Origin of the sequence: Sphingomonas sp. CL5.1 (assembly GCF_013344685.1) — a bacterium.
Classification (GTDB): domain Bacteria; phylum Pseudomonadota; class Alphaproteobacteria; order Sphingomonadales; family Sphingomonadaceae; genus Sphingomonas.
The window spans coordinates 270,170-296,932 of sequence record NZ_CP050137.1 but is presented as its reverse complement, the minus strand read 5'-3'; the positions used below and the strand labels follow the sequence as shown (position 1 = coordinate 296,932).

General features: G+C 65.1%; 24 protein-coding genes and 1 pseudogene. 6 read left to right on the top strand and 19 right to left on the bottom strand.

Annotated features, from left to right (window positions below; all coding sequences use genetic code 11):
* The first annotated feature begins 256 nt into the window (after nucleotides 1–256).
* Nucleotides 257–2,374, top strand: a complete 2,118-nt coding sequence (locus F9288_RS01385; protein ID WP_155184420.1) for a malate synthase G — start codon at nucleotides 257–259, stop codon at nucleotides 2,372–2,374.
* 423 nt (nucleotides 2,375–2,797) lie between these two features.
* Here the strand turns inward: F9288_RS01385 and F9288_RS01380 are convergent, their stop codons facing one another.
* Both F9288_RS01380 and F9288_RS01375 read right to left on the bottom strand, forming a co-directional pair.
* Nucleotides 2,798–4,675, bottom strand: coding sequence for a response regulator receiver domain (locus F9288_RS01380; RefSeq protein WP_155178477.1), 1,878 nt, complete (start codon nucleotides 4,673–4,675; stop codon nucleotides 2,798–2,800).
* Nucleotides 4,665–7,619 (bottom strand): ATP-binding protein, encoded by a 2,955-nt coding sequence (locus F9288_RS01375; RefSeq protein WP_174834962.1) that lies wholly within the window; start codon nucleotides 7,617–7,619, stop codon nucleotides 4,665–4,667. Before F9288_RS01375 ends, F9288_RS01380 begins: the two co-directional genes overlap by 11 nt.
* Between F9288_RS01375 and F9288_RS01370 the strand changes: the two genes are divergently transcribed.
* A complete protein-coding gene (locus tag F9288_RS01370) occupies nucleotides 7,618–8,079 on the top strand; it encodes a very short patch repair endonuclease (RefSeq protein ID WP_309243179.1) in 462 nt (153 codons plus the stop codon). The two genes, F9288_RS01375 and F9288_RS01370, sit on opposite strands and share 2 nt — an antisense overlap.
* Here the strand turns inward: F9288_RS01370 and F9288_RS01365 are convergent.
* Nucleotides 8,043–9,278 (bottom strand): DNA cytosine methyltransferase, encoded by a 1,236-nt coding sequence (locus F9288_RS01365; RefSeq protein WP_155178483.1) that lies wholly within the window; start codon nucleotides 9,276–9,278, stop codon nucleotides 8,043–8,045. The genes F9288_RS01370 and F9288_RS01365 overlap by 37 nt on opposite strands.
* Complete coding sequence (locus tag F9288_RS01360) at nucleotides 9,275–9,478, bottom strand: MerR family transcriptional regulator (protein WP_155178486.1); 204 nt, start codon at nucleotides 9,476–9,478, stop codon at nucleotides 9,275–9,277. Before F9288_RS01360 ends, F9288_RS01365 begins: the two co-directional genes overlap by 4 nt.
* 345 nt (nucleotides 9,479–9,823) lie before the next feature.
* On the opposite strand from F9288_RS01360, the pseudogene F9288_RS01355 reads away from it, so the two are divergent.
* The 3 genes and pseudogenes from F9288_RS01355 to F9288_RS01345 form a co-directional block, all read left to right on the top strand.
* Nucleotides 9,824–10,003 (top strand): annotated as a pseudogene (locus F9288_RS01355) (HAD family hydrolase); the annotation flags it as partial.
* 33 nt (nucleotides 10,004–10,036) lie between these two features.
* Nucleotides 10,037–10,507 (top strand): RidA family protein, encoded by a 471-nt coding sequence (locus F9288_RS01350; RefSeq protein ID WP_174834961.1) that lies wholly within the window; start codon nucleotides 10,037–10,039, stop codon nucleotides 10,505–10,507.
* Nucleotides 10,508–10,620: 113 nt separating this feature from the next.
* The gene (locus tag F9288_RS01345; RefSeq protein WP_174838759.1) at nucleotides 10,621–11,730 is read left to right on the top strand and encodes a GNAT family N-acetyltransferase; all 1,110 of its coding nucleotides are present in this window, start codon (nucleotides 10,621–10,623) and stop codon (nucleotides 11,728–11,730) included.
* Here F9288_RS01345 and F9288_RS01340 read toward each other — a convergent pair.
* From F9288_RS01340 to F9288_RS01305, 8 genes are all read right to left on the bottom strand, one after another.
* A complete protein-coding gene (locus F9288_RS01340; protein ID WP_254621025.1) occupies nucleotides 11,717–13,399 on the bottom strand; it encodes a hypothetical protein in 1,683 nt (560 codons plus the stop codon). The two genes, F9288_RS01345 and F9288_RS01340, sit on opposite strands and share 14 nt — an antisense overlap.
* A 9-nt stretch (nucleotides 13,400–13,408) precedes the next feature.
* Entirely contained in the window at nucleotides 13,409–15,193 is a 1,785-nt protein-coding gene (locus F9288_RS01335; protein WP_174834960.1) for a hypothetical protein, read from the bottom strand.
* 5 nt (nucleotides 15,194–15,198) lie between these two features.
* Nucleotides 15,199–16,713: an NAD(P)/FAD-dependent oxidoreductase gene (locus F9288_RS01330; RefSeq protein ID WP_174834959.1), complete on the bottom strand. Its 1,515-nt coding sequence runs from the start codon at nucleotides 16,711–16,713 to the stop codon at nucleotides 15,199–15,201.
* A gap of 82 nt (nucleotides 16,714–16,795) precedes the next feature.
* The gene (locus F9288_RS01325; RefSeq protein WP_174834958.1) at nucleotides 16,796–18,019 is read right to left on the bottom strand and encodes an argininosuccinate synthase; all 1,224 of its coding nucleotides are present in this window, start codon (nucleotides 18,017–18,019) and stop codon (nucleotides 16,796–16,798) included.
* Between the two features lie 9 nt (nucleotides 18,020–18,028).
* On the bottom strand, nucleotides 18,029–19,270 hold the full coding sequence (locus F9288_RS01320) for a cyclopropane-fatty-acyl-phospholipid synthase family protein (protein ID WP_174834957.1): 1,242 nt from the start codon (nucleotides 19,268–19,270) through the stop codon (nucleotides 18,029–18,031).
* A gap of 59 nt (nucleotides 19,271–19,329) precedes the next feature.
* Nucleotides 19,330–19,965 carry a heme exporter protein CcmB gene (locus tag F9288_RS01315; protein WP_174834956.1) on the bottom strand — a complete coding sequence of 212 codons (636 nt, stop codon included), beginning with the start codon at nucleotides 19,963–19,965 and terminating at the stop codon, nucleotides 19,330–19,332.
* Nucleotides 19,962–20,540, bottom strand: coding sequence for a heme ABC exporter ATP-binding protein CcmA (ccmA, locus tag F9288_RS01310; protein ID WP_254621024.1), 579 nt, complete (start codon nucleotides 20,538–20,540; stop codon nucleotides 19,962–19,964). The genes F9288_RS01315 and ccmA overlap by 4 nt, the downstream gene beginning before the upstream one ends.
* Nucleotides 20,537–20,959: a metallopeptidase family protein gene (locus F9288_RS01305; RefSeq protein WP_254621023.1), complete on the bottom strand. Its 423-nt coding sequence runs from the start codon at nucleotides 20,957–20,959 to the stop codon at nucleotides 20,537–20,539. The genes ccmA and F9288_RS01305 overlap by 4 nt, the downstream gene beginning before the upstream one ends.
* Nucleotides 20,960–20,991: 32 nt before the next feature.
* Here F9288_RS01305 and F9288_RS01300 point away from each other — a divergent pair, with 32 nt between their 5' ends.
* The gene (locus F9288_RS01300; protein WP_174834954.1) at nucleotides 20,992–21,288 is read left to right on the top strand and encodes a 4a-hydroxytetrahydrobiopterin dehydratase; all 297 of its coding nucleotides are present in this window, start codon (nucleotides 20,992–20,994) and stop codon (nucleotides 21,286–21,288) included.
* Nucleotides 21,289–21,291: 3 nt separating this feature from the next.
* Here F9288_RS01300 and F9288_RS01295 read toward each other — a convergent pair whose 3' ends face one another.
* The 7 genes from F9288_RS01295 to ybgC all read right to left on the bottom strand — a co-directional run bounded on the left by F9288_RS01295 (nucleotide 21,292) and on the right by ybgC (nucleotide 26,750).
* Entirely contained in the window at nucleotides 21,292–22,080 is a 789-nt protein-coding gene (locus tag F9288_RS01295; protein ID WP_174834953.1) for an SDR family oxidoreductase, read from the bottom strand.
* A 96-nt stretch (nucleotides 22,081–22,176) separates the two neighbouring features.
* Entirely contained in the window at nucleotides 22,177–22,701 is a 525-nt protein-coding gene (gene pal, locus F9288_RS01290) for a peptidoglycan-associated lipoprotein Pal (RefSeq protein WP_174834952.1), read from the bottom strand.
* A 46-nt stretch (nucleotides 22,702–22,747) separates the two neighbouring features.
* Nucleotides 22,748–24,136 (bottom strand): Tol-Pal system beta propeller repeat protein TolB, encoded by a 1,389-nt coding sequence (gene tolB, locus F9288_RS01285; protein ID WP_174834951.1) that lies wholly within the window; start codon nucleotides 24,134–24,136, stop codon nucleotides 22,748–22,750.
* Between the two features lie 72 nt (nucleotides 24,137–24,208).
* Nucleotides 24,209–25,153 carry a cell envelope integrity protein TolA gene (locus F9288_RS01280; RefSeq protein WP_174834950.1) on the bottom strand — a complete coding sequence of 315 codons (945 nt, stop codon included), beginning with the start codon at nucleotides 25,151–25,153 and terminating at the stop codon, nucleotides 24,209–24,211.
* 4 nt (nucleotides 25,154–25,157) lie between these two features.
* Entirely contained in the window at nucleotides 25,158–25,592 is a 435-nt protein-coding gene (gene tolR / locus F9288_RS01275; RefSeq protein ID WP_174834949.1) for a protein TolR, read from the bottom strand.
* Nucleotides 25,593–25,596: 4 nt separating this feature from the next.
* Nucleotides 25,597–26,289 (bottom strand): protein TolQ, encoded by a 693-nt coding sequence (gene tolQ / locus F9288_RS01270; protein WP_174834948.1) that lies wholly within the window; start codon nucleotides 26,287–26,289, stop codon nucleotides 25,597–25,599.
* Entirely contained in the window at nucleotides 26,286–26,750 is a 465-nt protein-coding gene (ybgC, locus tag F9288_RS01265; RefSeq protein ID WP_174834947.1) for a tol-pal system-associated acyl-CoA thioesterase, read from the bottom strand. The genes tolQ and ybgC overlap by 4 nt, the downstream gene beginning before the upstream one ends.
* Nucleotides 26,751–26,763: the final 13 nt, after the last annotated feature.

Genomic DNA, 26,763 nt, shown 5'->3' with positions numbered 1-26,763 from the left:
ATAGTATGATATCGACAGGGAATTGCACAGGTGCAAATCAAAGATCGATTTTGTCAAAACTAATGCTCGATCACATAATATGATCCATCTCAATTTCCGTATTGAATGATATTCACATCAGAAAGCGCGAATTTTCGGTAATCGACAGATTCGCAGGCTTGGAAGATGTGGGCCAATGGCGAAGGCCGGTGCGCGGGCCGCTTCGTTGCATTTTCCCGAGTGCGCCTGTCCGAGAAATAGTGCGGAGACGGTATCGATGACAAAGGCTATGACTGAAATAGGTAGGCTGTCGGTCTCCGGCGCGCTTGTGGATTTCGTCGAACAAGAGGTTCTTCCCGGCACCGACATCAGCGCTTCGGTATTCTGGCGAGGACTGGAAGCGATCTATTCCGCTTTTGCGCAAGAGAACGCTCAGTTGCTTCGAGTGCGCGACCGTATCCAGGAGCAACTCGATGGCTGGTACGACGCTCGTGCAAGCGAGCCTATAGACCAGAAAGCCTATCTAAGCTTCCTTCGATCGATCGGATACCTGGTCGACGAGCCGGCGCCTTTCCTTGTTGGCGCTGACAATGTCGACGAAGAACTGTCCGCGATATCGGGTCCGCAGCTGGTTGTGCCGATCTTGAATGCGCGCTTTCTTCTCAACGCTGCGAACGCGCGCTGGGGCAGCTTGTACGACGCACTCTACGGGAGCGACGTCGTCGGTACGAAGGTCGAGGCCGGCGGTTATGACGCCAAGCGCGGCGAAAAAGTCGTCGATTGGGCCAAGCGCTTCCTCGACAGGGCGATACCGCTTGCAAATGGGAGTTGGCGGCGCTGGAAAGGCGGGGAATTGTCGTTGTCCGACCCGGCGTTGTTGGCGGGACGAAATGGCGACAATCTGCTCTTTCGGCATAATGGCCTCCATATCGAGGTCGTCATTGATCACGATCACCCCATCGGCCGGGATGACCCGGCAGGCATCGCCGACATTATTCTCGAATCTGCAGTGTCGACCATATGCGATCTTGAGGATTCGGTTGCCGCAATCGATGCGGCAGACAAGATCGCGGCCTATCGCAACTGGCTCGGTCTGATGAAGGGCACCCTCGAGGACAGCTTTCAGAAGAATGGCCGAATGGTCACCCGCCGCCTGAATCCCGATCGCGCATATACAGCGTCAGATGGAAGCACATTCGCTCTTTCCGGCCGCAGCCTTCTTCTTGTCCGCAATGTGGGTCACTTGATGACAACTCCAGCGGTGCGCCTGCCCGATGGCTCGGAGGCTCCCGAGGGCATATTGGACGGCGTCCTGACTGCGGTCATCGCCCTGCATGATCTGAAGGGTCGAAAGGGCAATAGCCGGCGAGGCTCGCTCTATATCGTGAAGCCGAAAATGCACGGACCCGATGAGGCCGCTTTTACCGATCGGCTCTTCGATGCGATAGAGGATATGCTCAGCCTCCCTCGCTATACGATCAAAGTCGGGATCATGGACGAGGAGCGCCGTACGTCCGCCAATCTTGCTGCCTGCATCTACGCTGTGAGGAACCGGATCGTTTTCATAAATACGGGATTTCTCGATCGTACGGGCGACGAGATTCATACTTCGATGCTCGCTGGGCCGATGGTTCGGAAAAGCGAGATGAAGGCGGCCGATTGGATCGGCGCTTATGAAGATCGCAACGTCCAGATCGGACTAGCGTGCGGGCTCGGGGGCCGAGCACAGATCGGCAAGGGCATGTGGGCCGCCCCTGACATGATGGCGGATATGATTGCGCAGAAGATCGCGCACCCCCAGGCCGGCGCCAGCACGGCGTGGGTTCCGTCGCCTACCGCCGCAACGCTGCACGCCACCCATTATCATGCAGTCAATGTCTCAGTCCGCCAGGCGGAGCGACGCGGTGAACCGGTGGCGCCCCTAGAGCGGTTGCTAGCCCTGCCCTTGGCGGGGGGGCGAAACTGGCAAGAGGACGAGTTGCGAGAGGAGCTTGATAACAATACCCAAGGCATTCTCGGTTACGTCGTCCGATGGATTGACCAAGGTGTTGGCTGTTCGAAGGTCCCTGATATTCACGACGTTGGCCTGATGGAGGATAGGGCGACGCTCCGGATATCCTCGCAGCATATCGCAAACTGGCTGCTGCACGGCGTCGTCAGCGCCGACGACGTTGAAAACTCGCTTCGCCGGATGGCCGTAAAGGTGGACAGGCAGAATGCCGGTGATCGGATATATCTGCCGTTGATCAGCGGTGAAAAAGTAAGCTTGGCATTCGAAGCTGCGCGTTCGTTGATATTCGAGGGACGGGTGCAGCCCAACGGCTACACCGAGCCACTGCTTCATTCATACCGTGCTCGATACAAGCAGCAGCAGGCGGGAGGTTCCCCCGCATAATGCGTGCCGCAGGCACCCTCAGTGTTTCCGCCGTCGATCCCTGCGTTCCGCAGCACCTACCGCGCCGTATCCTCGCCGATTTGCGCGATGACGTGACCGGCTCCTCAATGACAGCATCGTCAAATTCGAGGTGATTGCTGAAGGCGCCCGACTTTCCGACATGCGCTTCGGTGTATTCCTCCAGCCCGGGTCAGTAAATGCCAAGTCTGAATGGATCTGCACTCCCTTAAGGGCAATCGACGCATGGCGCGCACTACGTCGTGCGCTGACTCGTTTGCGCTACCCTCGGTACTCAATAGCGTAGCCACGGCAGTGTATGACGGCAGGAAGTTCGAGTCCGTTTCGTGAGATGGCTGGATCGCGCCTCGTCTTGGTTGTTTGGAGCGCGACTCCTCGGCCCCAAAAAGCTGCCGCGCGCCAGCGTCAGGGATCGACGTAGTCGACGCCGATGCGGGATTGATGCTGCCCCGCCGCCATCAGGAAGCGTGTCGCGAACGCACTCCTTAACTGTGCAACAATTTCGAGGACAAAAGGCGCGTCTGCTTGCGCCGCCTCGCCCGGAAGTTCGGGCAGAGCTTCGATGTCCAACGCATTTGCATTTTCCCCGACCGGAGCGGGGATCTCCTGCGCTGGTGCTGCAGCCTCGGGGGCGGCTGCGGCTGGGAATCCCTGCGCCGCGGAGGCAGCGCGAAGGCCAGCCTCAGTAGCGAACCAACCGCTGGTGGTTGCACGCCCGCCGTCGCGGCTTACCCTCGTGCCGCCGGGAAGGACGAGCATCGTCAATGCCGGCTGCCGTCCCTTCTTGTCGAGCGCACGCAAGATCGTGATCTCACGCGTGCTTCCGACCACGACAAATTCCCCAGGCGTGAACCTTTCGGGCGGTGCCCCGGTCTTCTCCAGCTTGATTAGCTGGACGACGATCGGCCCGTCCTCGCGCGGGACGAGGTCACATGCCGGTGACGCGCACAGCCAAAAGGCGTCATCCGCGTCCCGCAGGACGGTTCCCGTCGTAACGTGACCGCCCCTGAAGGCATCCGATACCATGAAGGCATTTACGGCCGGCACGACCTTCTGCTGCCAATCGATGCTTCGATCCGCCGCGATATGTGCCAGCTCGCGGGCACGGATACGTCGGGCGCTCTCGCCGGCCGGCGCCGTGCCAAGCGTCGTGGAAAGCCGGGCGCTGAGAAGATCGTTGGCGGTCCTGGATATACCGTCGTGGGTCGCAAGCCGCCGCCTGATGATGTCTACGAAGCGGTCGATCAGACTTTGTGCCGAGCCCTCGATATCCGACGGCGACAATACTCCGCTTGCGGCCTCGTCGCTCTCCAAGAGATAAAGTCCGAGCCCGAGTGACAGGTCATCGTCCAGCCAGTTCTCGTGATGCGCGACGGCCTCCAACTCCAGCGCATTCTGGATTTCGGACAGAATCAGGCGGTAAATGTTCGGCTTCCACGCACGCAGCGCCGAACCCAGCCGCCCCCAAACGTATTCTCCCTCGTCCTCCTCGGAACTCGATGGCAGCTTCTGGACGATCGCTACGAAGCAGCTTCCGCAATGCACCCACATAGGCTGGTCGGGCCCGATGTTCAGACCGAGAGGAAGCTCACTTGCATCAGGCTCATAGTCGTCAACGAGGGTCGCGATCCATTGCCGGGCAACATAATCAGCCAAACTCTTGAGGTTGGAGAGATGGATTCCGGCGGTCTGCATGGACTGGCGCAGGTCGTTGTTCCAGCCGATCTTGCCGTCGGTCAAATAGTCACGCAGCCCCGGTGCGTCGATTTCATAAAAGCGCTCCTCTGCAAGGATATCCTCGGCCGCTTCGAGAATTTCCGGAGACGGCGCCGTGTCGTCCTGAACCGGGGCAAGCCCGCGCATTGCGGTCGCCACAGTCAGCGCCGTGTTGGCGTTAGCCTCGGCGGTATACAGCACCACCAGATTGAAGTGCGACGACACCGCGAGATGGCGCAGAATCTTGAGCGCCGTCTTCGATCCGGCTGCACCGAGCTGGTAATCAAGGAGAATTAGGTCGCTCTTTCGCGCCTTATCGAGAAGATGCACGTCCATGTCGTCCGGGACGCGCCAGTTCTGGATATCGCAGATGAGACCCTTGGCGTGCATGAAGCCATATATGTGCTTTGCGCGCGCGATCTCGCTGAACTCTTCGTCAGTGGCATCGCTCATCCGGAGATAGTCCGGAAACTGATCATCGATCAGGACGGCGGTGCGGATTGCGTCGTCGCGAAAGCTCCTTTCGACCGCATCGGCAAAGCGCGCCTCGAACGCTTCAAGCTCCACCTTCCAGCCCCCTCATCTCAATTATGAAGTTTGCGCCGGGCAGAATGTGCGGATCTTCCTCGGTCGCGTAACGGATCGCATGGCGGCCAGCCTCAAGGTTCACCCGGGACAGATACAGTCCGACGCCGCGACCGGAAGAGCGGCGCGTGTAGAACAGCTGAAAAAGACGCCAGACGTCATCCCGGTCGATACCGGGGCCGGTGTCACCGACAACGATCTTGCCATCGACAAAATCGAAGCGGATCACTCGCTCTTCCGACCGTCCGACCCAATAAACGGCGTTGTTCACGAGGTTGATGAACACCGGGTAGATGCGTGATTTGAGTTCGGTGAAGCGGATCGAGTCGAAAGCTGGCGTACTCTCAAGCCGGATGCCCCCGTCCGTGAAGACCGGCCCGAAGAAATCGCGGACATAATCAACGATAGCCTTGCCGGTGATCGTCTCTCGCAACCGGGCGCCGGCCAGTTGGAGAGGTGAGAGGAAGCGTAGCTTTTCGGTGAGTGACCGATGCGCGTCCATCGCCCGGGTGAAGGCCAGCGTCTTCTTGGCCGTGTCCGGCAGCTTCTCCAAGTTACGGCTCACCTCACTGTCGAGCGCTTCAAGCTCATGTCCGATGATCTCGACCGTGATTCCGAGCTGTGCGACCGCGTTCAGGTCACGAACCCGGCGATCGAGTTCTTCCCGATCCTCGTCAATCGTGGCGAGCGCCATCTCCGCGTCCACGCCTTCGATTATGGTCCGGATATTACGGACAATCGGCCGGTACCGGTCGTTGAATTCGTCTTCCAGCTCGCGCCGCACCGTTTCCAACAGGCCGAGAAGATCGTTCAGATCGGTGTCTTGCGACAGCTTGCGCAACAGGGGAGTCGTCGCTCGCTCGTATCGCGTCCGGTCGTCCTCAAGATTGGATGTCCAATTGGATGTGATCGCCTTGATACCCTCACGGATGTCACCTTGGAACCCCGAGAGAAGTTCGTTCAGTGCTTTCTCGTGCCGATCCCTGGCGGCTGCAGCGACCTCACGAGGCGAAGACGCACCGACCGTGGCCTCCATCTCGCGGAGCGCTTGGTCGGACAGCAGGATAAGATCGCTGGCTTCATCCAGTTCGTCCCTGAACGTTCGGTAGCGCGATTCAGCGTCGCCCAACGTGTTCGGGACGTCGAGAGGCGTCAGCGCGGCTAATTCCGCGCGAGCCAACTCGACCTCGGCGCGCATCATCGCGACCGTGTCCTTCGAAGCCGGCTGTTTCACATCTTCCAATCGTGAAGAGATGCTCTTCGCTCGCTCAGCCAATTGCGGCATGCGTTTGATCGCGTCGGCGAGGTAAGTCCTGAATTCGCCCCGCCGACGTTTACGCGCCTGCTCGGCCGCCTTGCGACCCTTGATGTTTCGCTTCTTGGTCTCCGCGATGCGCTCTTCGCGTTCCGGAGAGTCTGTTCCGAAATAATCTCTGGCCAGTTTGATGAGCAGGGCCTGGACGAGGAGACGAAGCTCGCGGCTCGCTCGGTTCTCGACCAGGCCTTCGCGGCCAGCCTTGTCCTTTAGCGCGGGATTTCCGGCGCGCGTGAAGGCAAGTCGTCCGAAACTCCGTCGGTGGGCCCAAAAGTAGCGTCCAGCGTGCTTCTGGCGAGTTTCTTCCAGTGAAAAGAAGTCGGCGTCGGCTGAGCCGTATGGCATCACGCGCAAGCCGTCGCGATACACCCGAACCCCACCGTACCGGTCGACGAGTTCCATTAGATCCTGATGCCGCTTGGCATTGTGCGTTGAGGCCATCGCGACCTGCTCGAACGTACCGATCGCAAATGCAAAGGGACCCGGCCGATCCGATCTTGCCGGGGGCAACGACCGCGGGGGCGGAATGATGCGTTCGCCTAAATCCTCACCGAACGCCCGGATTTTGCCGCGGAAAACTCCGGCCTCGTCGAAGGCGCCCTCGACGCTATGTTCAAGTTCTCGGAAATCGGAGAGATCGAACACATCCGAGGAAGCAAGGATACGACGCGGAACATCTCCATGATAGGCGAGAACCTCATAATCGAACACGACCGGCGCAGCCGACAGCGTGTCGGTGAAGCCGGTCAAAATATCCTTGAGCCTTTGCTTGACCTCCTTCGCTTCATCGTCGTCCGGCGCGGAGCCAAGCCAGACCGACAGTTCATGGTGGGCACCAAGTAGATACAGTGCGGTACCATGTGAGGCCAAATCCGCGAAGACGGGCCACTCTTCGAGGTGTCGGGCGGAAATCGGCATCTCCGACCAGAAGTCGATCATGGCCTCTGCGGTCGATCGTGCACCCGCCGCCTGTTCGGCGGCGGTGTAACGCTGCCAATCGGGTGACAGGATCAAGTCGCCTGTGGCAGATCTCTCCCCGAGATTGTCGAGTATCGCCGTTGCCATCGCCCGCAGCCCAACGGCCACTTCGCCGCGCTTGCCGAATGTACGTACAGGCAATGTGATCTGATCAAGTGACAGGAACGGGTTTTCGAAAAGGCGCCAATCGACCAGAACCGCCGAAATCGGACCATCTGCCTGTTGTGACAAAACAAGAGTCGCCGGCGCGAGAAAAGCGGCCGACAGACGTCCGATTCCTTTTTCGCCCTGCCGCTCGCGTGCGGAGCCGGTGAAATCGGCCGGTGGCGCCGGCGGTGGGCCATCAATCTTTGATTCGGTACCGATGACGAGCCACTTCTCGACGAAATCCTGCGCCGACATGCCGATACCGTCGTCGAAGACTGCGGCAACGGCCGGGTCACCGTCGAAGATATTGAGCGATACCTGTGTCGCGTAGGCATCCCACGCATTCTTCCAAAGCTCGCTGACCGCCGTCGGAGCGTCGGCGATCTGACCGCGCCCGAGATGATCGATCGTTCGCGCACGCGTTCGGAAGGAAACGTTCTCCGCAGCCCGTTCCAGCGACCGGCCGGTTTGATCCGTATCGGTCATGGTTTGTGGGGCCACCCGTTGCTATAACCGCAGCATGGCGGACCATATGACACCGGAACAGCGTTCGCGCGCAATGTCACGCGTCGGCGGCAAGGATACGGCGCCCGAATTATATGTTCGACGCGCGTTGCATGCCGTCGGGCTCCGCTTTCGCCTTCATCGTCGCGACCTTCCCGGAAAGCCCGATATGGTCCTCCCGCGGCATCGCACCGTCGTCTTGGTCCATGGATGCTTTTGGCATGGCCATGACTGCCCGCGAGGTGCTCGGCCTCAATCAAACCAGGAGTTTTGGGCGGCGAAGCTCGATCGCAACATCGACCGCGATCACAGCACGCGAATACGCCTGGAAGCGCTCGGTTGGCACGTCGAAACAGTATGGGAATGTGCGCTCGACCTTGGAGTGGAGCGGATAGTGCGCCGACTTCAGCCATCGGCCGACACAAGGGCGTCAGAGAGATAACGCGAAAAATATTCGGCCAGCCTGGGCGGCACTGCGTTGCCGATCATGCGCGCGACCGGTTCGATCATGTCGGTTGGATAGAAGACATAGTCCTGCGGGAAAGACTGGAGGATTGCGGCTTCCCTCAGCGAAATTCCGCGCACCTGACTCGTGTCAAAATGGCCGAAGCGTCCATTCGAGATGCTATGGCATTTCGTCGTAATCGTGGGAGACGGTCGATCCGGGTCCATTCGCGTATAGACATCGGTAAAGCAACGCACCTTGAGCTTCGCGTTCACCTTCCGGTGGCACGCCAGCGAGAGGTCGCCGTGAGGGGTGTTGTCGAGATAGACATTTGACTCGCCGGGTTTAGCCGAAGCCAGACGCTTCAAGTTGAGGTCGCTCAGAGTCCGGGTCTTGTGGTTCGGGATTGTTGCGTGCTGCGCCCCGGCGGGAAGCGACGGCAGATGACCGATTGCCGAACGGACCGATCGGACCGCAGCCGCCGTGTCCTCGAGAGGGACCACCAGATCACCGTCGTGGCCCGGCTCCAGAAACTCCGGCCGCGCCAGCTCCCGTGGAGCAGCAATGAGGATCGAACGACGGCGAAACTGCGGAACGCCGAAATCGGACGTGCAGACGACATTCGAGCCGGTCGCATAACCAAGCTTCCTGAGCTGACTACGAAAATCGTTCCAGACGCCACCATATTTCGGATCGCCGATGCCTTGGACGTTTTCCGACAGGATCATCTCCGGGCGAAACCGCGCAACAAATTTTGCCGCTTCACGCAGCAGATTGCTATCGCGTTCGCGACCTTCCTTCCGGGCGTTGCTGAGTTCCTTGCGGGAAAGCTTTGTGAAGGGCTGGCATGGCGCGCAGATCGCGAACATGAGAGGCGCACCGGGTGCTTCCGCCCTATATTTCTCGATCAGCTTCTCAAGATCGTCGAACAGTTCTGCCTGCTCGCCATCCGGATAGGCATCGGTTGCGGGGAAGATATCCCGCCTGATGAACCGCGGGGTCGAGAAATCAATGGTCGTATTGGGATTGTTCTCGACATAGGTCTGCCGGCAGCGATTGTCCTTATCGACACCGGCGATGACGTAGCCCCCAGCATCGATCAGACCGCGCGTGGTCCCGCCCGCACCGCAGAAAAAATCGACCGCCAAGAACGCGGGCCGCTGCCGACGCGCGGCGCTCATGGACGGTGCGGTCATGAGTTTTTCGTCGGCTTCGTGGACGCGGCAAGTGTCCGAATTGCGGTTACCTCGGCGGGTGAGAATATCCGCCAACCATTCCGGTCGCGCCGCTGCGCATCCTTAACTTTGCCGTCTTTAATCCACCGAAGAAGGGTCGGTTTCGAGATGCCGGCCGCCGCCGCCGTCTCGGCAATGTGTAGATCGCCAGTTTCGCTCATGCCGCCCTCCCGACTGCCTTCAACTATACTCAACCATGGTCAACGTCAACACGACGTTAAGTTCCGGTTGTGAGTCAGGTTGTGGCCGAGTGTAGGGCTCCGGGCCTTGACGGTCCTTTGAGAGCCGATCAACCTAGCCACGACGGTCTGCCCAAAATGATGAATTTCGGCTTGCGGGGGGCAACGATCTGTCGGGTTCTCGTCCTTTTTGTTCATCTTTTCATGCGGAAAGTAGCGCCGAACAGCATGTAGCGGCGGCCTATTTCGCTGTTTGGCGGCTTATGACGGTTCTAGCGTAGTAGTAGCGGCGATTCATACTCATCGCTTTCGTCCTGCTTGGGGCACCATCACGCCTCGGTCGCCGAACACGCCCCGCGCGTCCACCGGCTGCACATGGTGGCGGAGCCGCTGCTCGCCCCCGGCGTCCCCGCCGCCGCGCAGGCCCATGCCCGGATCGACGACTGGCGCGAGGCGGAAAGGTGGATAGCGGCGCGTTTCGACGCCGGCCGGCACGCGGAGGATTGACCGGAGCGGCGCGCGGGTGTTGAAGCTCCCGCCATGACCGAGATGATTGATCGCAAGCTGGCCGAGCTTGGCCTTTCCCTTCCCGAAGCCGCCGCGCCCGTCGCCGCTTATGTGCCGACGGTGCTGGCCGGCAACCTGCTCCACGTTTCCGGGCAGCTTCCGTTCAGGGACGGCAAGCTCGTCACCGGCCGGCTCGGCGAGAATGTCAGCGTCGAGGAGGGGCAGGACGCCGCCCGGCGCTGCGCGCTGATGCTGATTGCGCAGGTGAAGGCGGCGCTCGGCGATCTCGCGCGCGTGAAGCGGATCGTGAAGCTCGGCGTGTTCGTCAACTCGCACGGCGATTTCACCGACCAGCCGAAGGTCGCCAATGGCGCGAGCGAGCTGATGGTCACGTTGTTCGGCGACGCCGGCAAGCATGCCCGCTCGGCGGTCGGCGTGCCGGTGCTGCCGCTCGGCGCGGCGGTGGAGGTCGATGCGATCGTCGAGGTTGGCGAACCGCTCTGATCGCCGCTTGAGTGGAGCGCCGCGCACCCTAGATTGGGGCTGATGGCGCTTCCCTCCACGTTTCCCGATATCGCCCGTCCGGGGTCACGCCGGTGACGGCGGTCACGGCGCGCATGGTGGAGGGCGTCTCCGCGATCGCGCGCGAGGATTGGGACGCTTGCGCCGGCAGCGCCAATCCCTTCGTCAGCCACGCCTTCCTCTCCGCGCTGGAGGAATCGGGCAGCGTCGGCGGGCGGAGCGGGTGGCAGCCACTGCCGGTGGTGGTGGACGGCGCGGACGGCCGCCCCGCCGGGATCGCGCCGAGCTACGCAAAGAGCCACAGCCAGGGCGAATATGTCTTCGATCACGCCTGGGCCGATGCGTGGCAGCGGGCGGGCGGCGCTTATTATCCCAAGCTCCAGATCGCGGTGCCGGTCACGCCGGTGCCGGGGCCGCGCCTGCTGCTGCGCGACGCCGCCGTCGCCCCGGCGCTGATCGCCGCGCTGGAGACGGTGACCGACCGGCACGAGCTTTCATCGGCGCATGCCACCTTCATCGCCCCCGATCAGGTGCCGCTGTTCGATGCGGCCGGCTGGCTGATCCGGCAGGGCACGCAATATCACTGGCGCAACGAGGGTTATCGCGACTTCGACGATTTCCTCGCCCGCCTCTCCAGCCGCAAGCGCAAGGTGATCCGCAAGGAGCGCGCGGCGGCGGTGGCGGGGCTGACGATCCGCCACCTGACCGGGGCGGAGATCGGCCCGCGCGAATGGGAGGCGTTCTGGACCTTTTACCAGGACACCGGCAGCCGCAAATGGGGCCGCCCGTACCTCACGCACGGCTTCTTCCCGCTGCTCGGCGAGCGGATGGGGGATAAGGTGCTGCTGATCCTCGCCGAGCGCGACGGGCGGCCGATCGCCGGCGCGCTCAACCTGATCGGCGCGGACGCGCTCTACGGCCGCTATTGGGGCTGCGTGGAGGAGGTGCCGTTCCTCCATTTCGAGTTGTGCTATTATCAGGCCATCGACGCCGCCATCGCCCGCGGCCTCGCCACCGTGGAGGCGGGGGCGCAGGGCGAGCACAAGCTGGCGCGCGGCTACGTGCCGGTGCCGACCTTTTCCGCGCATTACCTGCCGGACGCGGGCTTCCGCCGCGCGGTTGCCGATTTCCTCGTGCGCGAGCGTGCCGCGATCGAGGAGGACCGGGCCTTCCTCGAACAGCTTACGCCGTTCAGGAAGGGGTAGCCTCCGCTTTCACCCGCGCCTCCGCCTCGGCGGCGCGGCGGCGGCGGATGCGGTCGCGCAGTTCGAGCAACAGCGGCGGGATCAGCTCCGAATCCTCAATCTGCGGCACCGGCCGCGTATGATCCACCTTGAACAGGGTGCTGGTCCCGTCGGGCGAGCGCCAGATCGGCACCAGATCGCTGGCGTAGCGCGGGTCATAGGGCGGCGTGCGGATCTGCCAGACGTAATCGAAAGCGCCGCGCGGGAAGCGCGCGATCGCGAATCCGACCGGCCGCCACCACTCGCGCGGACACCATTTCGCCGTGACGATCTGCGACGAATCGTGCGCGAACCCGCCGGCGGCGAAATAGCGCGCGGTGAGAAGCTGCGCGCCAGCCATCGACCATTGATCGTTGGTATAGGCCAGCCGCCGCACCAGCGCGAGCGCGGGCAGATGCTCCAGCCGCGACATCCGCCACGGATCGTCGCAGCGGTAGCCGACGAAGCTCACCACCTTCGCGCCGACCGGCAGATGCTTCAGCGCGGCCAGTTCGGTGCGATAATCCTGCGCGAACATCCAGTAGCTGATCGTCGTTCCCCCGATCCGCGCGAGGAAGAAGACCAGCCCGAGCGCCGCGAGCGTGCCGGCGTGGCGCGTCGTCATCCGCGCGCGCGGACGGATCGCGATCACCGCGATCGCGATTACGAACGGCGCCAGCCGCATGTCGGCATAGGCGGAGCCGAACACGATCCGCGGCAGCAGCAGATAGACGGCGGTGAGGAACAGCGCGGAAAGCGCGAGGTTGCGCGAATATTCAATCGCCGGATCGCGCAGCCCCTTGAGGATGATGAGATAGAGTACGGCGATGCCCGCGACGTCCCACGCCAGCCAGCGGTCGCGCAGCGCCATCAGCATCCACGCCGCCTTGCGCCGCCAGTTGAACCAGTCGGTGGTCTGCCCGGTGACATGATCGCCGGTGCGCCAGAACACCATCAGCAGCATCGGCAGCGCCAGCGGCGCGCAGTGCAGCCCGGCGCGGAACCAGCTCGCCACCCAATGGCCGGAGCCCGCGTCCTTGCGCCGGTCATGCTCGCGGACCATCTCGGCGGAGAAAGCCAGCACGCCCAGCACGCCCCAGCCGAAGGTATGGCATAGCCACAGCAGGCAGGAGAGCGGCACGAACAGCGCGGCGCGCAGCCCGAAGCGGCGCTGCCGCCCCAGCCGCAGCCACAAGGCGAACAGGTTGAGCGCCAGCGCCATCGACAGCGCGAAGTTCGCGAAGCCGAACTGGAAGGGGTAGCAATAGGCCAGCGGCAGCGCGAACAGCGCGGTCGGCGGGATGCGCCCGTGCACCTCGCGCGCGATCCACAGCAGGCCCGCGACGGTGAGCGCGGGGATCGCCATCACGATCAGCTTCACCCCCAGCTCCAGCCCGAAGACCTTGGCGAAGGGGATGATGAGCAGATCGATGCCGAGATTGCCGATCAGCGACCAGTGGAAATCATACCATTGGCTCAGCCACGGCGCGGAATCGAGCGAGAGCTGGACGCGGTAGCGCCCCATATGGCCGGGCAGGTCGACCAGCGGCGGAATCGTCGGCCAGAGGAGCGGCACGAGCGCGACCAGGGTCGCCACCACCACGAACCAGCGTGTCTGCCACCAGCGCAGGGGGGCTCCCGGACCTTCCATGCGATGTCCTTACCGGCCATGACTCCCGCTAGGCAAGCGACGAAGGACACGCCATACCAGTATCGTGCCGTGCAGGTCCACGGGCTGGAGCCAGTCGAAGCGTTCGCCGCGCTCCAGCCGCGCCCACAGGCCGGTTGGCGCGACGCGCTTGTAACGTTCCGTTTCGTCAGCACCGGGACAGGCGACGAGATAGCTTGCGTCCGAGGCGAGGATGATCGACTTTGCCTCGTCCGGCGGGTCCATGAACCCGGCGATCACATCATGCATCGCGCGATCGTTGCGATGATAGCCAGCCGCGATCGCGCTGTGCGCCGTATGGGCGAGCAGGCTTGGCGCGAGATCCAGCGGAGTGAACATGATGGCGGCGGGCAGGCGGGTCAAATGCGGCACTTCATCGAGGAAAAGGCAAGTCGGACGCTCCATCCGCGTGACCGCCACGGCATGTCCAGCCGGCGTCAGCGAGCCGATCAGGGTGCTGCCAAGCCATGCCGGCGTCAGCGCGACGAGCGCGCCGGCGCCGGCGGCAATGCGCCTGGCCGGCGTGGAGCCGTTGCGTGTGCGATCGACCAACTGCGCCACCAGCCACGCCGCGCCGGGCAACGCCAGCGCATTTGCGGTCACGCCCGCACGCAGCACGAGGAGGCACAAGGCAAGCGCGGACAGCGTAAGACCGATCAGCATCGCCCAACAAATTCGTGTCTCGCCCCGACTGGCGCGCCATGCCAGCGTGCTTCCGACCAGCCCGATCACGGGCAGGACCAGCATCACCACCGCTTTCAACACGCTCTGGTCCCAGATTGGCAGGCCCTCTTCGACGCGGAGATACCAATAGCGATAGACCAGCGGGTCGAGCGTGGCGAAGGGGCCTCGCGTGCAAAGCGGCGCAAGCCCGCGGAGTGCTGCCGCCGCTGCCAGTCCGGCCGCGCCGAGCAATGCCAGCCGCGCGATGAGGGAGCGCGGCGCGATTGCCGCGGTGAGGAGGATGCCACCGACTCCGATGCCGATCGCGGCTAGCCAGGCGGGCGCGATCGCGTCGCAGGCGGGGAGCAACGCACCGGGCCCGCGTGTCGTGACATGAAGCAACAGCAAGACGACAGGCAAGCTCGCCGCCATCGCGACAAGCTGCGCGCGGCGCGCTGGAATCAGCGCCCACGTCAGCGAGGCCGTGCCAAGGATCGCGGCGGTGATCGGCATCCCTTCCAGCGAGATGGTCAGCAGCGCCGCGAGCGCCGCACCTGCGATGGCGCCCGATCGCGCCGTGGGCCGGGCGAGCAGTGCCGCTACCGCCGCCAGCGCGAGGATCACTTGCCATGCGTGATGATCGATCCGCGTCGGGCGGATCTGCGCCATCAACGGGATCGTCAGTGGGGAGAGGAGGATGGCGAGCCTCGCGACGCCGGTCCCTGCCAGCCGTCGCGTTATGAGGCCGACCAGCGCCATGATGCCGAGCAGGGAAAGGAGCGGTATCGCCGTCAGGGTGATCCGGTTGGACAATTCCTTGCCGACAAGCGGATCGAGCAGCGCCATCCCGCCCGCCAGCGGCAGATCGACCAGCCGCGACCAGTGCATCGCGAAATGCCCGCCCCACAGGCGATGCTGCGATACGTCCCACCAGCTTTGTCCGGCCAGCCAGTCGTGCACCTCCAGCAGGCGCATCGCATCGTCCGGATCGCCGAAATCCAGCATCTGGATCGTCGTCTTGGAGACGAGGATCAGGATGGTCGATGCGATCAGCCAATAGGTCAGCAGTATCGGCCAGAGCCTTTCGCGCGCGGCCGGTTCGTCCTGCTCCACCGGCGTCAGGCCGCCTTGAGCCGTTCGGGCACCTGCCGCACGCTGGCAAGCGCGGCCCGCTCGCCCTCGTGGCCGCTCTCGTGATATTCAGCGTCCTCGTTGACCGCCCAGATATCGTAGATGCGCGCGCCGGTCTCGATGTTGCGGACGGTGAGCATCGCCGTCATCATCGCGTGATCCTGATTGTTGTAGCGATGCATCCCGTTGCGGCCGACGCAATGGAGCGTGGGATAGCGCGCCTCGATCTCGCGGCGCAGCGCGTCGACGTTGGCGGCATAATCCTCGTCATAGACCGGATAGGCCTTCTCCTGCCGCACTACCGTGCCGCCGACCACCTGATCTGCGCCGCAAAGGCCGAGCTGCGCCATCTCGGCCGTCGCGAGCGCGACCAGATCGGCGTCGCTGGACGACCACAGGCCGTCGCCCTCGAAGCAGAAATATTCGAGGCCGACGCAGGCGATGTCCGTATCGGGAACCATCTCCGGCGACCATGAGCGGAAATTCTGTACGCGACCGACCTTCACCTTCGAATCGTGGATGTAGATCCAGTTGTCGGGGAACAGGTCTGCGGAGCGGATCATCAGCGCGACGGTGAGGAAGTCACGATATTTCAGGTTTGCCGCTTCCGGCAGCGTCGCGGGCAGCGGATGGAGCCGCGTCGCCAGCTCGCGCATCGGCGCGGAGGAGATGACATGCGCGGCGCTGATCGTCGCCGTCTCGCCCATCTGATCCGTGGCGGCGACCGTCCAGCGCTGCGTCGCGTCGTTGAAGCTCAATTGCTTGAGCGCATGGCCCATCAACACGCTGTTGCCGTGGCCAAGCACTTTGTCGCGCGCGGCCTCCCACATCATGCCTGGGCCGAGGCGGGGATAGCGGAAGCTCTCCAGCAAGGTCTTCACCGCCATGCCGTCATTGGGGTGCCTGTTGAGACCCAGGCTACGCTTCAGCCCGTCCGTCACCGCGCCCCATAGCGAAAGCCCCTTGATGCGCTGCGCCGCCCAGTCCGCCGACATTTCGTCGCACGGCATCCCCCACACCTTCTCCGTATAGGTCTTGAAGAAGATCGAATAGAGCTTCCGCCCGAAGGCGTTTACCGTCCAGTCCTCGAAGCTTTTTACCTCGCGGTTCGGAAAGAGTTTTGCCTTGGCGAAGCTCGCCATGCACAGGGCCGAGCGGATCAGGCCGAGATTGCCCAGCGCCTCGAACGCGCGCAGCGGATAGCTGTAGAACTTGCCCTCGTAATAGATGCGGCTCATGCGCGGGCGTTCGATGAAATCGTCCGGCAGAATCTCGTTCCACAGGTCCACCACGTCCTGCGATTTCGAGAAGAAGCGGTGCCCGCCGATGTCGAAGCGGAAGCCCTCGTGCTCCACGGTGCGGCTGATGCCGCCGACATATCGCGGGTCCTTCTCGATCACGGCGACCGAATAGCCCGCCTTGCCGAGCAGATAGGCGGCCGTCAGCCCCGCCGGCCCCGCGCCGATGATGGCGACGTCCACCGCGCCCATCCTGTCGTCCATCCCGCTGCCATCCCCCGTTCGATCGGGACGGCATGGCGGATCGTGGTTTAAGGCTGGTTAATGCCGCGTATCGAGTGGTTGGTCAGAACCCGCCGTCGCGTCGCCCAAGCAGCCGCAGGCGCAGCGCGTTGAGCTTGATGAAGCCCGCCGCGTCGCGCTGGTCGTAGGCGCCCTGATCGTCCTCGAACGTCACCACCTTCTCGCTGTAGAGCGAGTTGGGCGATTTGCGGCCGACCACGATCACGCTGCCCTTGTAGAGCTTCAGCCGGACGGTGCCGGAGACTTTCTCCTGGCTGAAATCGATCGCCGCCTGGAGCATCTCGCGCTCGGGCGCGAACCAGAAGCCGTTGTAGATCAGTTCGGCATAGCGGACCGCCAGCTCGTCCTTGAGGTGCGCCGCGCCGCGATCGAGCGTCAATTGCTCGATCCCGCGATGCGCGAGGTGATAGATCGTGCCGCCCGGCGTCTCGTACATGCCGCGCGACTTCATGCCCACGAAGCGGTTCTCGACCAGATCGAGCCGGCCGATGCCGTGCTTGCGGCCCAGTTCGTTAAGCTTTGTGAGCAAGGTGGCAGGCGAGCACGCCTCGCCGTTCAGCGCCACGCCGTCGCCGCGCTCGAAATCGATCGTGATATATTCGGGCTGGTCCGGCGCGTCCTCCGGGTTGACGGTGCGCGAATAGACGTAATCCGGCACCTCCTGCCACGGGTCTTCCAGCACCTTGCCCTCGGATGAGGTGTGCAGCAGATTGGCGTCGGTGGAGAAGGGGGCCTCGCCGCGCTTGTCCTTGGCGACCTGGATCTGGTGCGCCTCGGCGAACTCGATCAGCCTGGTGCGGCTGGTAAGGTCCCACTCGCGCCACGGCGCGATCACCTTGATGTCGGGCGCGAGCGCGTAATAGCCCAACTCGAAGCGGACCTGATCGTTGCCCTTGCCGGTCGCGCCGTGGCTGACGGCATCGGCGCCGACCGCCTTGGCGATCTCGATCTGCCGCTTCGCGATCAGCGGCCGCGCGATCGAGGTGCCGAGCAGGTACAGCCCCTCGTAGAGCGCATTGGCGCGCATCATCGGGAAGACGTAATCCCTGACGAATTCCTCGCGCAGGTCGTCGATGAAGATATGCTCGGGCTTCACGCCGGCATCGAGCGCCTTTCGGCGCGCCGGCTCCAGCTCTTCGCCCTGGCCTAGATCGGCGGTGAAGGTGACGACCTCGCAGCCATAGGTCTGCTGAAGCCATTTCAGGATGACGCTGGTGTCCAGCCCGCCGGAGTAGGCCAATACGACGCGGTTGATCTTCTCGCTCATGCGCCGCCCCTAAGCGGGGGGAGCGGATTCGCGCAAGGCCCGTTCGCCCTCGAACATGTAATCGCGCGTCACGGGCACGGCGGTGCGGCTCTTGCAGAGCTGCACCTGATAGTTGCACAGCCCGCCATAACGGAACGCGGCCGCCGCGCCGGCGAGATAGAAGGTCCACATGCGATAGAATTTCTCGTCGTACAGCGCGACGATCTCGTCCTTCACGGCGACGGTGCGGTCGTACCAGTGATCGAGCGTCCACGAATAATGCAGCCGCAGCACCTCCACATCGGTGGGAAACAGCCGCAGCCCCTCATAAGCGCGCACGATCTCCGACAGCGCGGGATTGTAGCCGCCGGGGAAGATGTACTTCGTCGTCCAGTCGTCGGTGACGCCCGGCTCGCCCATCCGGCCGATCGAATGGAGCAGCATCACCCCGTCGTCGGCCAGCAGGTCGCGGCATTTCTTGAAGAAGGTGCGATATTGCGGCGGGCCGACATGCTCGAACATGCCGACCGAGACGATGCGGTCGAAGTTGCCCGTCACGCGGCGATAGTCGATCAGCTCGAAGCGCACCTTGTCGGCGACGCCCGCCGCCTTGGCCCGCCCGCGCGCGACCTTGAGCTGCTCCTCGGACAAGGTGACGCCCAGCGCCTCCACCCCGAAATGGCGATTGAGATAGAGCGCCATCCCGCCCCAGCCGCAGCCGATGTCGAGCACGCGCATGCCCGGCTTCAGCGCCAGCTTGGCGGCGATATGCGCGAGCTTGTCGAGCTGCGCCTGCTCCAGCCCGTTCGCGGGATCGGTGAAATAGGCGCAGCTATATTGCTTGTCGCGGTCGAGAAACAGATCGTAGAGCCGGCCCGACAAATCGTAATGATGCGCGACGTTCTTCTTCGAACGGCGCTCCATGTTGATGCGGTCGAGGCGGTGCTTCACCGCCCCGGCGGCGCGCGCGAACCAGCTCGGATCGAGATTGTCCTGCCCGGATTCCCACTTGTCGTTGGCGGTCAGCAGGTTGACGAGGTCGCGGATATCGCCCTGCTCGACGATCAGCCGGCCGTGCATGAAGCATTCGCCCGCGCCCAGCGCCGGGTTGCGCGCGATCGCCATCGCGACGCGCCTGTCGGCGAAGCGGATCGTCACCTCGGGAAAACCCGGCTCCGGCGTGCCGAACGTGGCCGGCTGCGCGCCGGGGCGGAGGAGGGTCAGGCGGCCGCGCTTCACCGCGCGCGAAAGGAACATATCGATCAGGGACATGGGACCAGACTAACGATCGAACCGCGGCAGGCAAGGCGGCTTGCAAACGGCAATCGGCATCATTCCGTTCCCGCGCGGATCGCCACGCCCGCGACGAACGGCGCGCCGGCCACCAGCAGCAGGCTGGTCGCCGCGAGCAGCTTGAGGCCGCCCGCGCCGCCCTCGATCGCGCCCGCGCCGAAGATCAGCAGCGGGATGGCGAGCGGCAGCATGACGAGGCCGGCGATCGCGCCCGCGCCGCGCAGCCCCGCGACCAGCGCGCCCGTCGCGACCGCCAGCGCGGCGAGGCCCGGCGTACCGAGCGCCAGCCCGATCTCGACCGTCAGCAGCGCCTCGCCCGGCAAGTCGAGCAGGCCGGCGGCGGCGATCGTCGCCGCCATCAGCGGCGGCGCGAAGGCGAGCCAGTGCGCGGCGATCTTGGCGGCGGCGACCGTGGTGGCGGAGAAGCCGCGCAGCGCGAGCTGGTCGAGCGCGCCCGAATCCATGTCCGGCGCGACCAGCCGCTCGACCGGCAGCAGCGCGGCGAGCAGCGCCGCCGCCCAGATCACGCCGCCGCCGATCCGCGCGAGCAGTTTCTGGTCCGGTCCCACCGCGAAGGGGAACAGGATCGCGACGAGCAGGAAGAAGGCGACGATCAGCGTCGCCCCGCCCGAGGCATAGGCGCGGCGCAGGTCGCGCAGGACCAGCGCGATCACAGCCGCATCTCCCGCGCGTCGGCGAGCGCGAGTGGCTGATGCGTCGCGACCAGCGCGATGCCGCCGCGCGCGCGATGGCCGGCGACCAGCGCCTCCAGCCGCGTGACGGCGGCACTATCGAGGCCGTTGGCCGGCTCGTCGAGCAGCCAGATCGCCGCCTCGCTCGCCAGCACCCGCGCGAAGCCGACGCGGCGGCGCTGGCCGGTCGAGAGCAGGCGCACCGGCACGTCGGCCAGCGGAGCGAGGTCGAGCGCCTCCAGCGCGGCGGCGACGCGCGTCTCCGGCGCGGGCCGGTCATCCAGCCCCGCCCAGAAGCCGAGCGCGGCGGCGACGCTCCGTTCCCCATCCAGCGCGGCGGCCTCGGCCAGCAAGGCGCGCGCCCCGTCATGCGTCACCGCGCCGGCGGCGGGCGGGAGCAGGCCGGCGGCGACGCGGATCAGGCTGGACTTGCCGATGCCGTTCGGGCCGGTGACGACCAGCGCCTCGCCTGCTTCCAGCGCGAAGGACAATTCCTCGAACAGCGTCCGCCCGCGCCGGGCGCAGGCCACGCGATCGAACGCCAGCCGCGCGCTCAATCCGCCACCGCGTCTTCCAGCGCGTGCATGTCGTCGTCGGACAGGCCGAAATGGTGCCCGATCTCGTGGATCGTGACATGCGTGACGAGATCGTCGAGCCGTACCCCCGTCTCGCACCATTCGGCCAGGATCGCCTGGCGATAGAGGAAGATGCGATCGGGCAGTATCCCCGAATCGAGCGAGGATTTCTCCCCCAGCGGGCGGCCGTGATAAAGGCCGGTCAGGTCGAGCGGATGCTCGATGCCCATCGCGGCGAGCGTCTCGTCGTCGGCATATTCCTCGACCGCGAGCACGATATCGCCGAGATGCGCGCGGAACGCGGCCGGCAGGCGCGCGATCACGCTGCGCGCATGCGCCTCGATCGCGTCCGCCGAGGGCGCCTCCCCCATAGCCTCTTGCCCGTCCATGCCGATCGCCATACCCGTGAGGCGGCCAAGGCGGCAAGGAGAGCATGATGATCGAGGCGCTGAGCGAGGCGGAACGGGCGGATGCGCTCGATGGCCTGCCGGACTGGGATTATGACGAGGGGCGCGACGCGATCACTCGCTCGATCGTGTTCACCGATTTCGCCGAGGCGTTCGGCTTCATGACGCAGGTCGCGCTGATCGCGGAGAAGATGGACCACCATCCCGAATGGACCAACGTGTGGAACCGGGTGGAGATATTGCTCACCACCCATGACGCGGGCGGCCTTTCCTCACGCGATGTCGAACTGGCGGAAGCGATCGATTCGATTTTGGACGGATAGGAGTTATTCCCGTCCCAGCGCGCCTGAGCGCATCATCCTGCGCAGGCGGCCGGGCATCCAGCGCGCGGCGAAGGCGAGGCGGCGGGCGGTCTTGCCGATCACGGCATGAACGCGGTCGCCGTGCACCGCATCCCATGCGGCTTGCGCGACCGTCTCGACCGGCGTGAACTCCAGCCCGGCATCGACCACCGCGTCGCGCGCGGTGCGGTTCGTGTCGGGGATCGGCGTGCTCAGGATAGCGGTGTCGATGAAGCCCGGCAGCAGGTCGCGCACCTTGATGCCGTCGGCGGCCCATTCACCGTCCAGCGCCTCGGTCAACCCCCGCACCGCGAACTTGGTGGCGGAATAAAGCGCCAGCCCCGCCGAGCCGTAGATCGCGGAGGCCGAAGCGGTGTTGAGCAGGCATGACCCCGGCGTCGCCCTGAGCCAGGGATAAGCAACGCGCGCGCCATAAGCGACGCCGCGGAAATTGATGTCGATCACGCGATCCAGCGCGGCGCGGTCGATCGTGCCGAATGCGCCACCCTGGCCGATGCCGGCGTTGTTGAACAACACGTCGAGTCGCCCACCGCTGGTCGTGGTGAACGCGGCGAGCGCCTCCTCCCACCCGGCCATGTCGCGCACATCGAGATGATAGGTGGAAGTGCGCTCCGCCGGCAGCATCGCGGCGGTGGCGGCCAGCCCCCCGTCATCGATATCCGCCAGCCCGACGCGCCAGCCGCGCGCGGAGAACAGAAGCGCCACCGCGCGCCCGATCCCCGATGCGCCGCCGGTGATGAAAATCGCCTTCATGCCGCACTCCCCCTGATCCGGCCGGGGAGAGTAAGCGGTCTTCTCGCCGCCGTCACCCCGGCGTGCGGCCGGGATGACAGGGAGCGGCATCACGCGTTACTGGCTCAGCACCACCGTCACGGCGCGGCGGTTCTGCGCCCAGGCTTCCTCGTCCGAGCCGAGCGCGATCGGGCGTTCCTTGCCGTAGCTGATCGTGGTGATGCGCGAGGCGTCCACGCCGCGGCTGGCGAGATAGTTCTTCGCCGCATTGGCGCGGCGGTCGCCGAGCGCGAGGTTGTATTCGCGCGTGCCGCGCTCGTCGCAATGGCCCTCGATCGTGATGCGCACGTTGGGATAGCGGGCGAGCCACGTCACCTGCGTATCGAGGATGCCGCGCGCGGTGTCGTCGATGTCGGACTGGTCGAGCCCGAAATGCACCGTGTCACTCGTCACCGAGCGCTTGAAATCGGCCGACGAGCCGGGGACCACGGCGTCGCCCACCGGGCCTTGCGGGCCGGTCGGCTGGGTCTGCTCCGGCGCCGCGCCGGGGGCGGGGGGCAGCACGTCGGGGTGCTTCTTCGAGCAGGCGGCGGTCGCCACCAGCGCGGTCGCCATCAGCAGCGTGGTCGTCAGTCTTGCCATGAGTTCTTCTCCTGAAAATCCCTTGTTCCCCGCGCCCCCGCAAAGTTCAAGGCCGAAGCGGACCCCAGCCCGGATCGGAGCCGTCGAGCGGGGTCGGAATGCGCCGCTCGTTCACGCCCGTCAGGTCAACCGACCACAAATCTGCCTTGCCGGCATTGCCGCGCCCTTGCCGGAAGAACATCAGCACGCGCCCGTTGGGCGACCAGCTCGGCCCTTCGTCCTGCCAGGAATTGGTCAGCAGTTTCTCGCCCGATCCGTTCGGGCTCATGATGCCGATGCGGAAAGCGCCGCCGATCCTGGTGAAGGCGATGAGGTCGCCGCGCGGACTCCATACCGGCGTCGCATAGCGACCGCCGCCGAAGCTGATGCGATGCTGGTCCGATCCGTCGGCGTTCATCACGTAGAGCTGCTGCGTGCCCGAACGATCGCTCTCGAACACGATCTTCGACCCGTCGGGCGAATAGCTGCCGCCGGTGCTGATGCCCGGCGAATTGGTCAGCCGCTGCGGCGTGCCGCCGCTCGTCGGCACGCGATAGATATTGGTGTTCGCGCCCGTCGACATCGAGAAGATGATCCACCGCCCGTCCGGCGAGAAACGCGGCGCGAACGTCAGCCGCTCGGGGCTGGTCACCAGATGCTGCGTGCCGGAGCCGATATTATAGACGTAGATCGCCGGCTTGTCGTTGATGAAGCTCATATAGACGATCGACTGCTGGTTCGGCGCGAAGCGCGGCGTCAGCACGATCGACTGGCCGTTGGTGAGGAAGCGGTGGTTGGCGCCGTCCTGATCCATGATCGCGAGCCGCTTGGTGCGGTGCGCCTTCGGCCCGGTTTCGGATACATAGACGACGCGACTGTCGAAATACGGCCCCTCGCCGGTGAGCCGGGTATAGACCATGTCGGCGCATTTGTGCCCCGCGCGCCGCCATTCGGACGGCGGCACGACGAAGCCCTGTCGCATCAGCTCGGTCTGCGCCGACACGTCGTAGAGATAACAGCCGACCGTCAGCGTGCCGTCGCCGTTGGCGCGAATGAAGCCCTGCACCAGCGCCTGCGCGCCCGACCCGCCCCAATAGGAGAAGGCGGGCTGCGTCACCTCGGGATACATCACGGTGCGAAGCTGCGCGGGCGGCAGCGGGGTGAACAGGCCGGAACTCTTGAGGTCGTTGGTGACGATGTCGGCGAGCTGGCGGCCGAGCGCGTCGGTCGATCCGGCCGGGGTGTTCATCACCTGTGTCGTCGGCATCGCCGGGATGGCGATCGGCATCGGCGCGGAGATGCCCCCGGTCACCGATACTTCGAGCGGCGGCGGCGTGGCGCCCGGCTGCTGCGCCGCCGGCGGCTGCGCAGGCGGATTGAGCGGCGTGGGCGGCACATCCTGCGCTGGCGCTGCGCTGGCCAGCAACATGACGGAGAGAAGGGCGATGCTACGCATGGACAGGGCCTTTCCTTTCAATTTCATGCCCCGCTTCTCCCGGCGCGGCTGGTTCGCGAAAGCTCGGCGCGATCACCGGAGCTTCCACTGATAATTGATGTTGTTCCACCCCCCGTTTGGCGTGGAATAGAATTGCGGCGGCAGCTTCAGCGGCGAGCAGCCCTTGAACGCGGCGACGCCCAGATCGTGGACGCGCTGCGCGTAGCGCCGGTTCTCGTCGTTGATCCCCGTCTGGCGCACCACGGTGGGCGTGGCGGCGAGCGTGCCATCCGGGTTGAGCCTGAGGTTCAGCGTGGTGACGATCTCGTTCGCGCCGGGGCCGGGATCGACCTGCCGGTCGGCGCACGGCTGGATCTGTCGCGCGATCGCCTGAACGATCGAGGCGAGCGCGGCGGAGTCGATCTTCGCGGCCTGCGGCGTCTGGCTGGTCGATCTGGTCGCGTCGCTGGTCAGCCCCTTGAGGAAGTCGGGGCCGAGCCGGCTGCCGCGCGGGCGCGCCGCCTTGGACTCGGCCGTCTTGCCGGTGCCCTGCGCCTTGGCGGGCGGGGTCTTCTCCGGCCTGGCGGCCGCGGCCGTCTCATGCTTCTTCGGCTCGGGTTTCGCGGCGGTCTTTTCGACGGCCGGCGGCTCCTTCCTAGGCTTCGGCTGGGGCTTTGGTTCCGGCTTGGGCGCGGGAGCCGGCTTCGGCGCGGGTTTTACCGGGGCGGGTTTCGGCTCCGGCCTGGGCGCCGGCTGCGGCTTGGGTTCCGGCTTCGGCTCGGGCGCGGCCTCGACCGGGGCAGGGGGAGCGGCGTCCTCCGGCTCGCCCTGATCGGGGGCGACCGACTGGGCCGGCGGGGTCTTGGCCTGCGGCGCGGCGGCTTCCAGCCCGACGTCCTTGACCAGACTGACCTCGACCGGCTCCTGCTTCAGCTTGAGCGGGTTGGGCGTGGCGAGGAAGCCGACCGACAGCAGGCCGAACAGCACGATGTGCCCGGCGACGGCCAGCCCCAGCCCGATTTTCTCCGCCCGATCCACCAGGTCAATCCTCGCCGACCGTCACCAGCGCAACGCGGTTCAGCCCCGCCCGGTTCAGCTCGCCCATCACGCGCATCACCCGGCCATAGTCCAGTGCCTTGTCCGCGCGCAGGAACACCTGCGGCGGCTGGCCGCCGGCCGGCGCGTGCGCGGCGATCGCCTCCAGCCGCTGGGGAAGCTGCTGCTCGCTCACCTCCTCCTTGGCGATGAAGATGCGGCCCATCGTGTCGATCGATATCTCGGTCGGCTGCTGCTCCTGGTCGAGCGGCTTGGCGCGGCTGTCCGGCAGGTTGACCGGCACGCCCGCCGTCAGCAGCGGCGCCGTCACCATGAAGATGATGAGCAGCACCAGCATCACGTCGACCAGTGGCGTGACGTTGATGTCCGCCATCGGCGCGCGCCGCCGGCCGCTTCGCTGCGAGGGGAGTTGCATCGACATCGGCTCAGCGCTCGCGATCGAGCTGGCGGCTCAGCGTGGCGTGGAAACCGTCGGCGAAGCGGTTCAGCCGCGCCTCGATCCGGTTGATGCCGTGGCTGAAGCGATTGTACGCGATCACCGCCGGGATCGCCGCGAACAGGCCGATCGCGGTGGCGAACAGCGCCTCCGCGATGCCCGGCGCGACCACCGCGAGGCTGGTGTTCTGCTGGCTGGCGATCGAGGTGAAGCTGCGCATGATGCCCCATACCGTGCCGAACAGCCCGACGAACGGCGCGACCGAGCCGACCGTCGCGAGGATGTTGAGCCGATCCGACAGGCGGTCGATTTCGTTTGCCACCGCCGCGCCCATCGCCGTCGCCAGCCGCTCGCGCGTGCCGGCGCGGTCGATCGCGGCGCCCTGCGTCGATCGTCGCCATTCGGCGACCCCGGCGATGAACACCTTCGCGGCGGGCTGGTCGTCGTCGACATGCGCCTTGTAGAAGGCGTCGATATCGTCCGCCTTCCAGAAATCGCGCTCGAACGCCTCGGCCGCGCGCCGGGTGCGGCCGATGCGACGCCAGAACATGAAGATGATCGCCCAGGTCCAGATGCTCGCGGCGAGCAGCCCAAGCATCACCAGCTTCACCACCCAATCCGCCTGGATGAACAGCGCGACCGGCGAAAGCGTGGCGGCGTCGGAATTGAAGAACAGGTTCAAGGCGTCTGGTCCTTCTTGGCCAGTAAGGAGTTGAAACGATCGATCCACGCACCCGGCTGCCGCCGCGGCCGCCCGGAAGGAGCGACCAGCGCCGCGACGACGTCCGCCTCGGCCAGCAAGATATCGCCGCGCATGACTCTCTGATGAATGGATACCGATGCGGCGCGCACTTCGGTGACTTCCGTCTCCACGATCAGCGCATCGTCGAGCCGGGCGGGCGCGGCGTAGCGGATCGTGAGGCTGGCGACGGCATAGGCGCCATCACCCGCCTCGTGCGCGGCGCGCTGGTCGACTCCGGCGAGCCGCAGCATGTCCGATCGCGCGCGCTCCATGAAGCGCAGGTAATTGGCGTGATAGACGACGCCCGACAGGTCGGTGTCCTCGAAATAGACCCGCACGGGGAAGCGATGTGTCGACCCGTCGAAGCGCCCCTCGACGGGTTGGTCCCGGCCGGTCGTCATGCCTTGGGCTGTT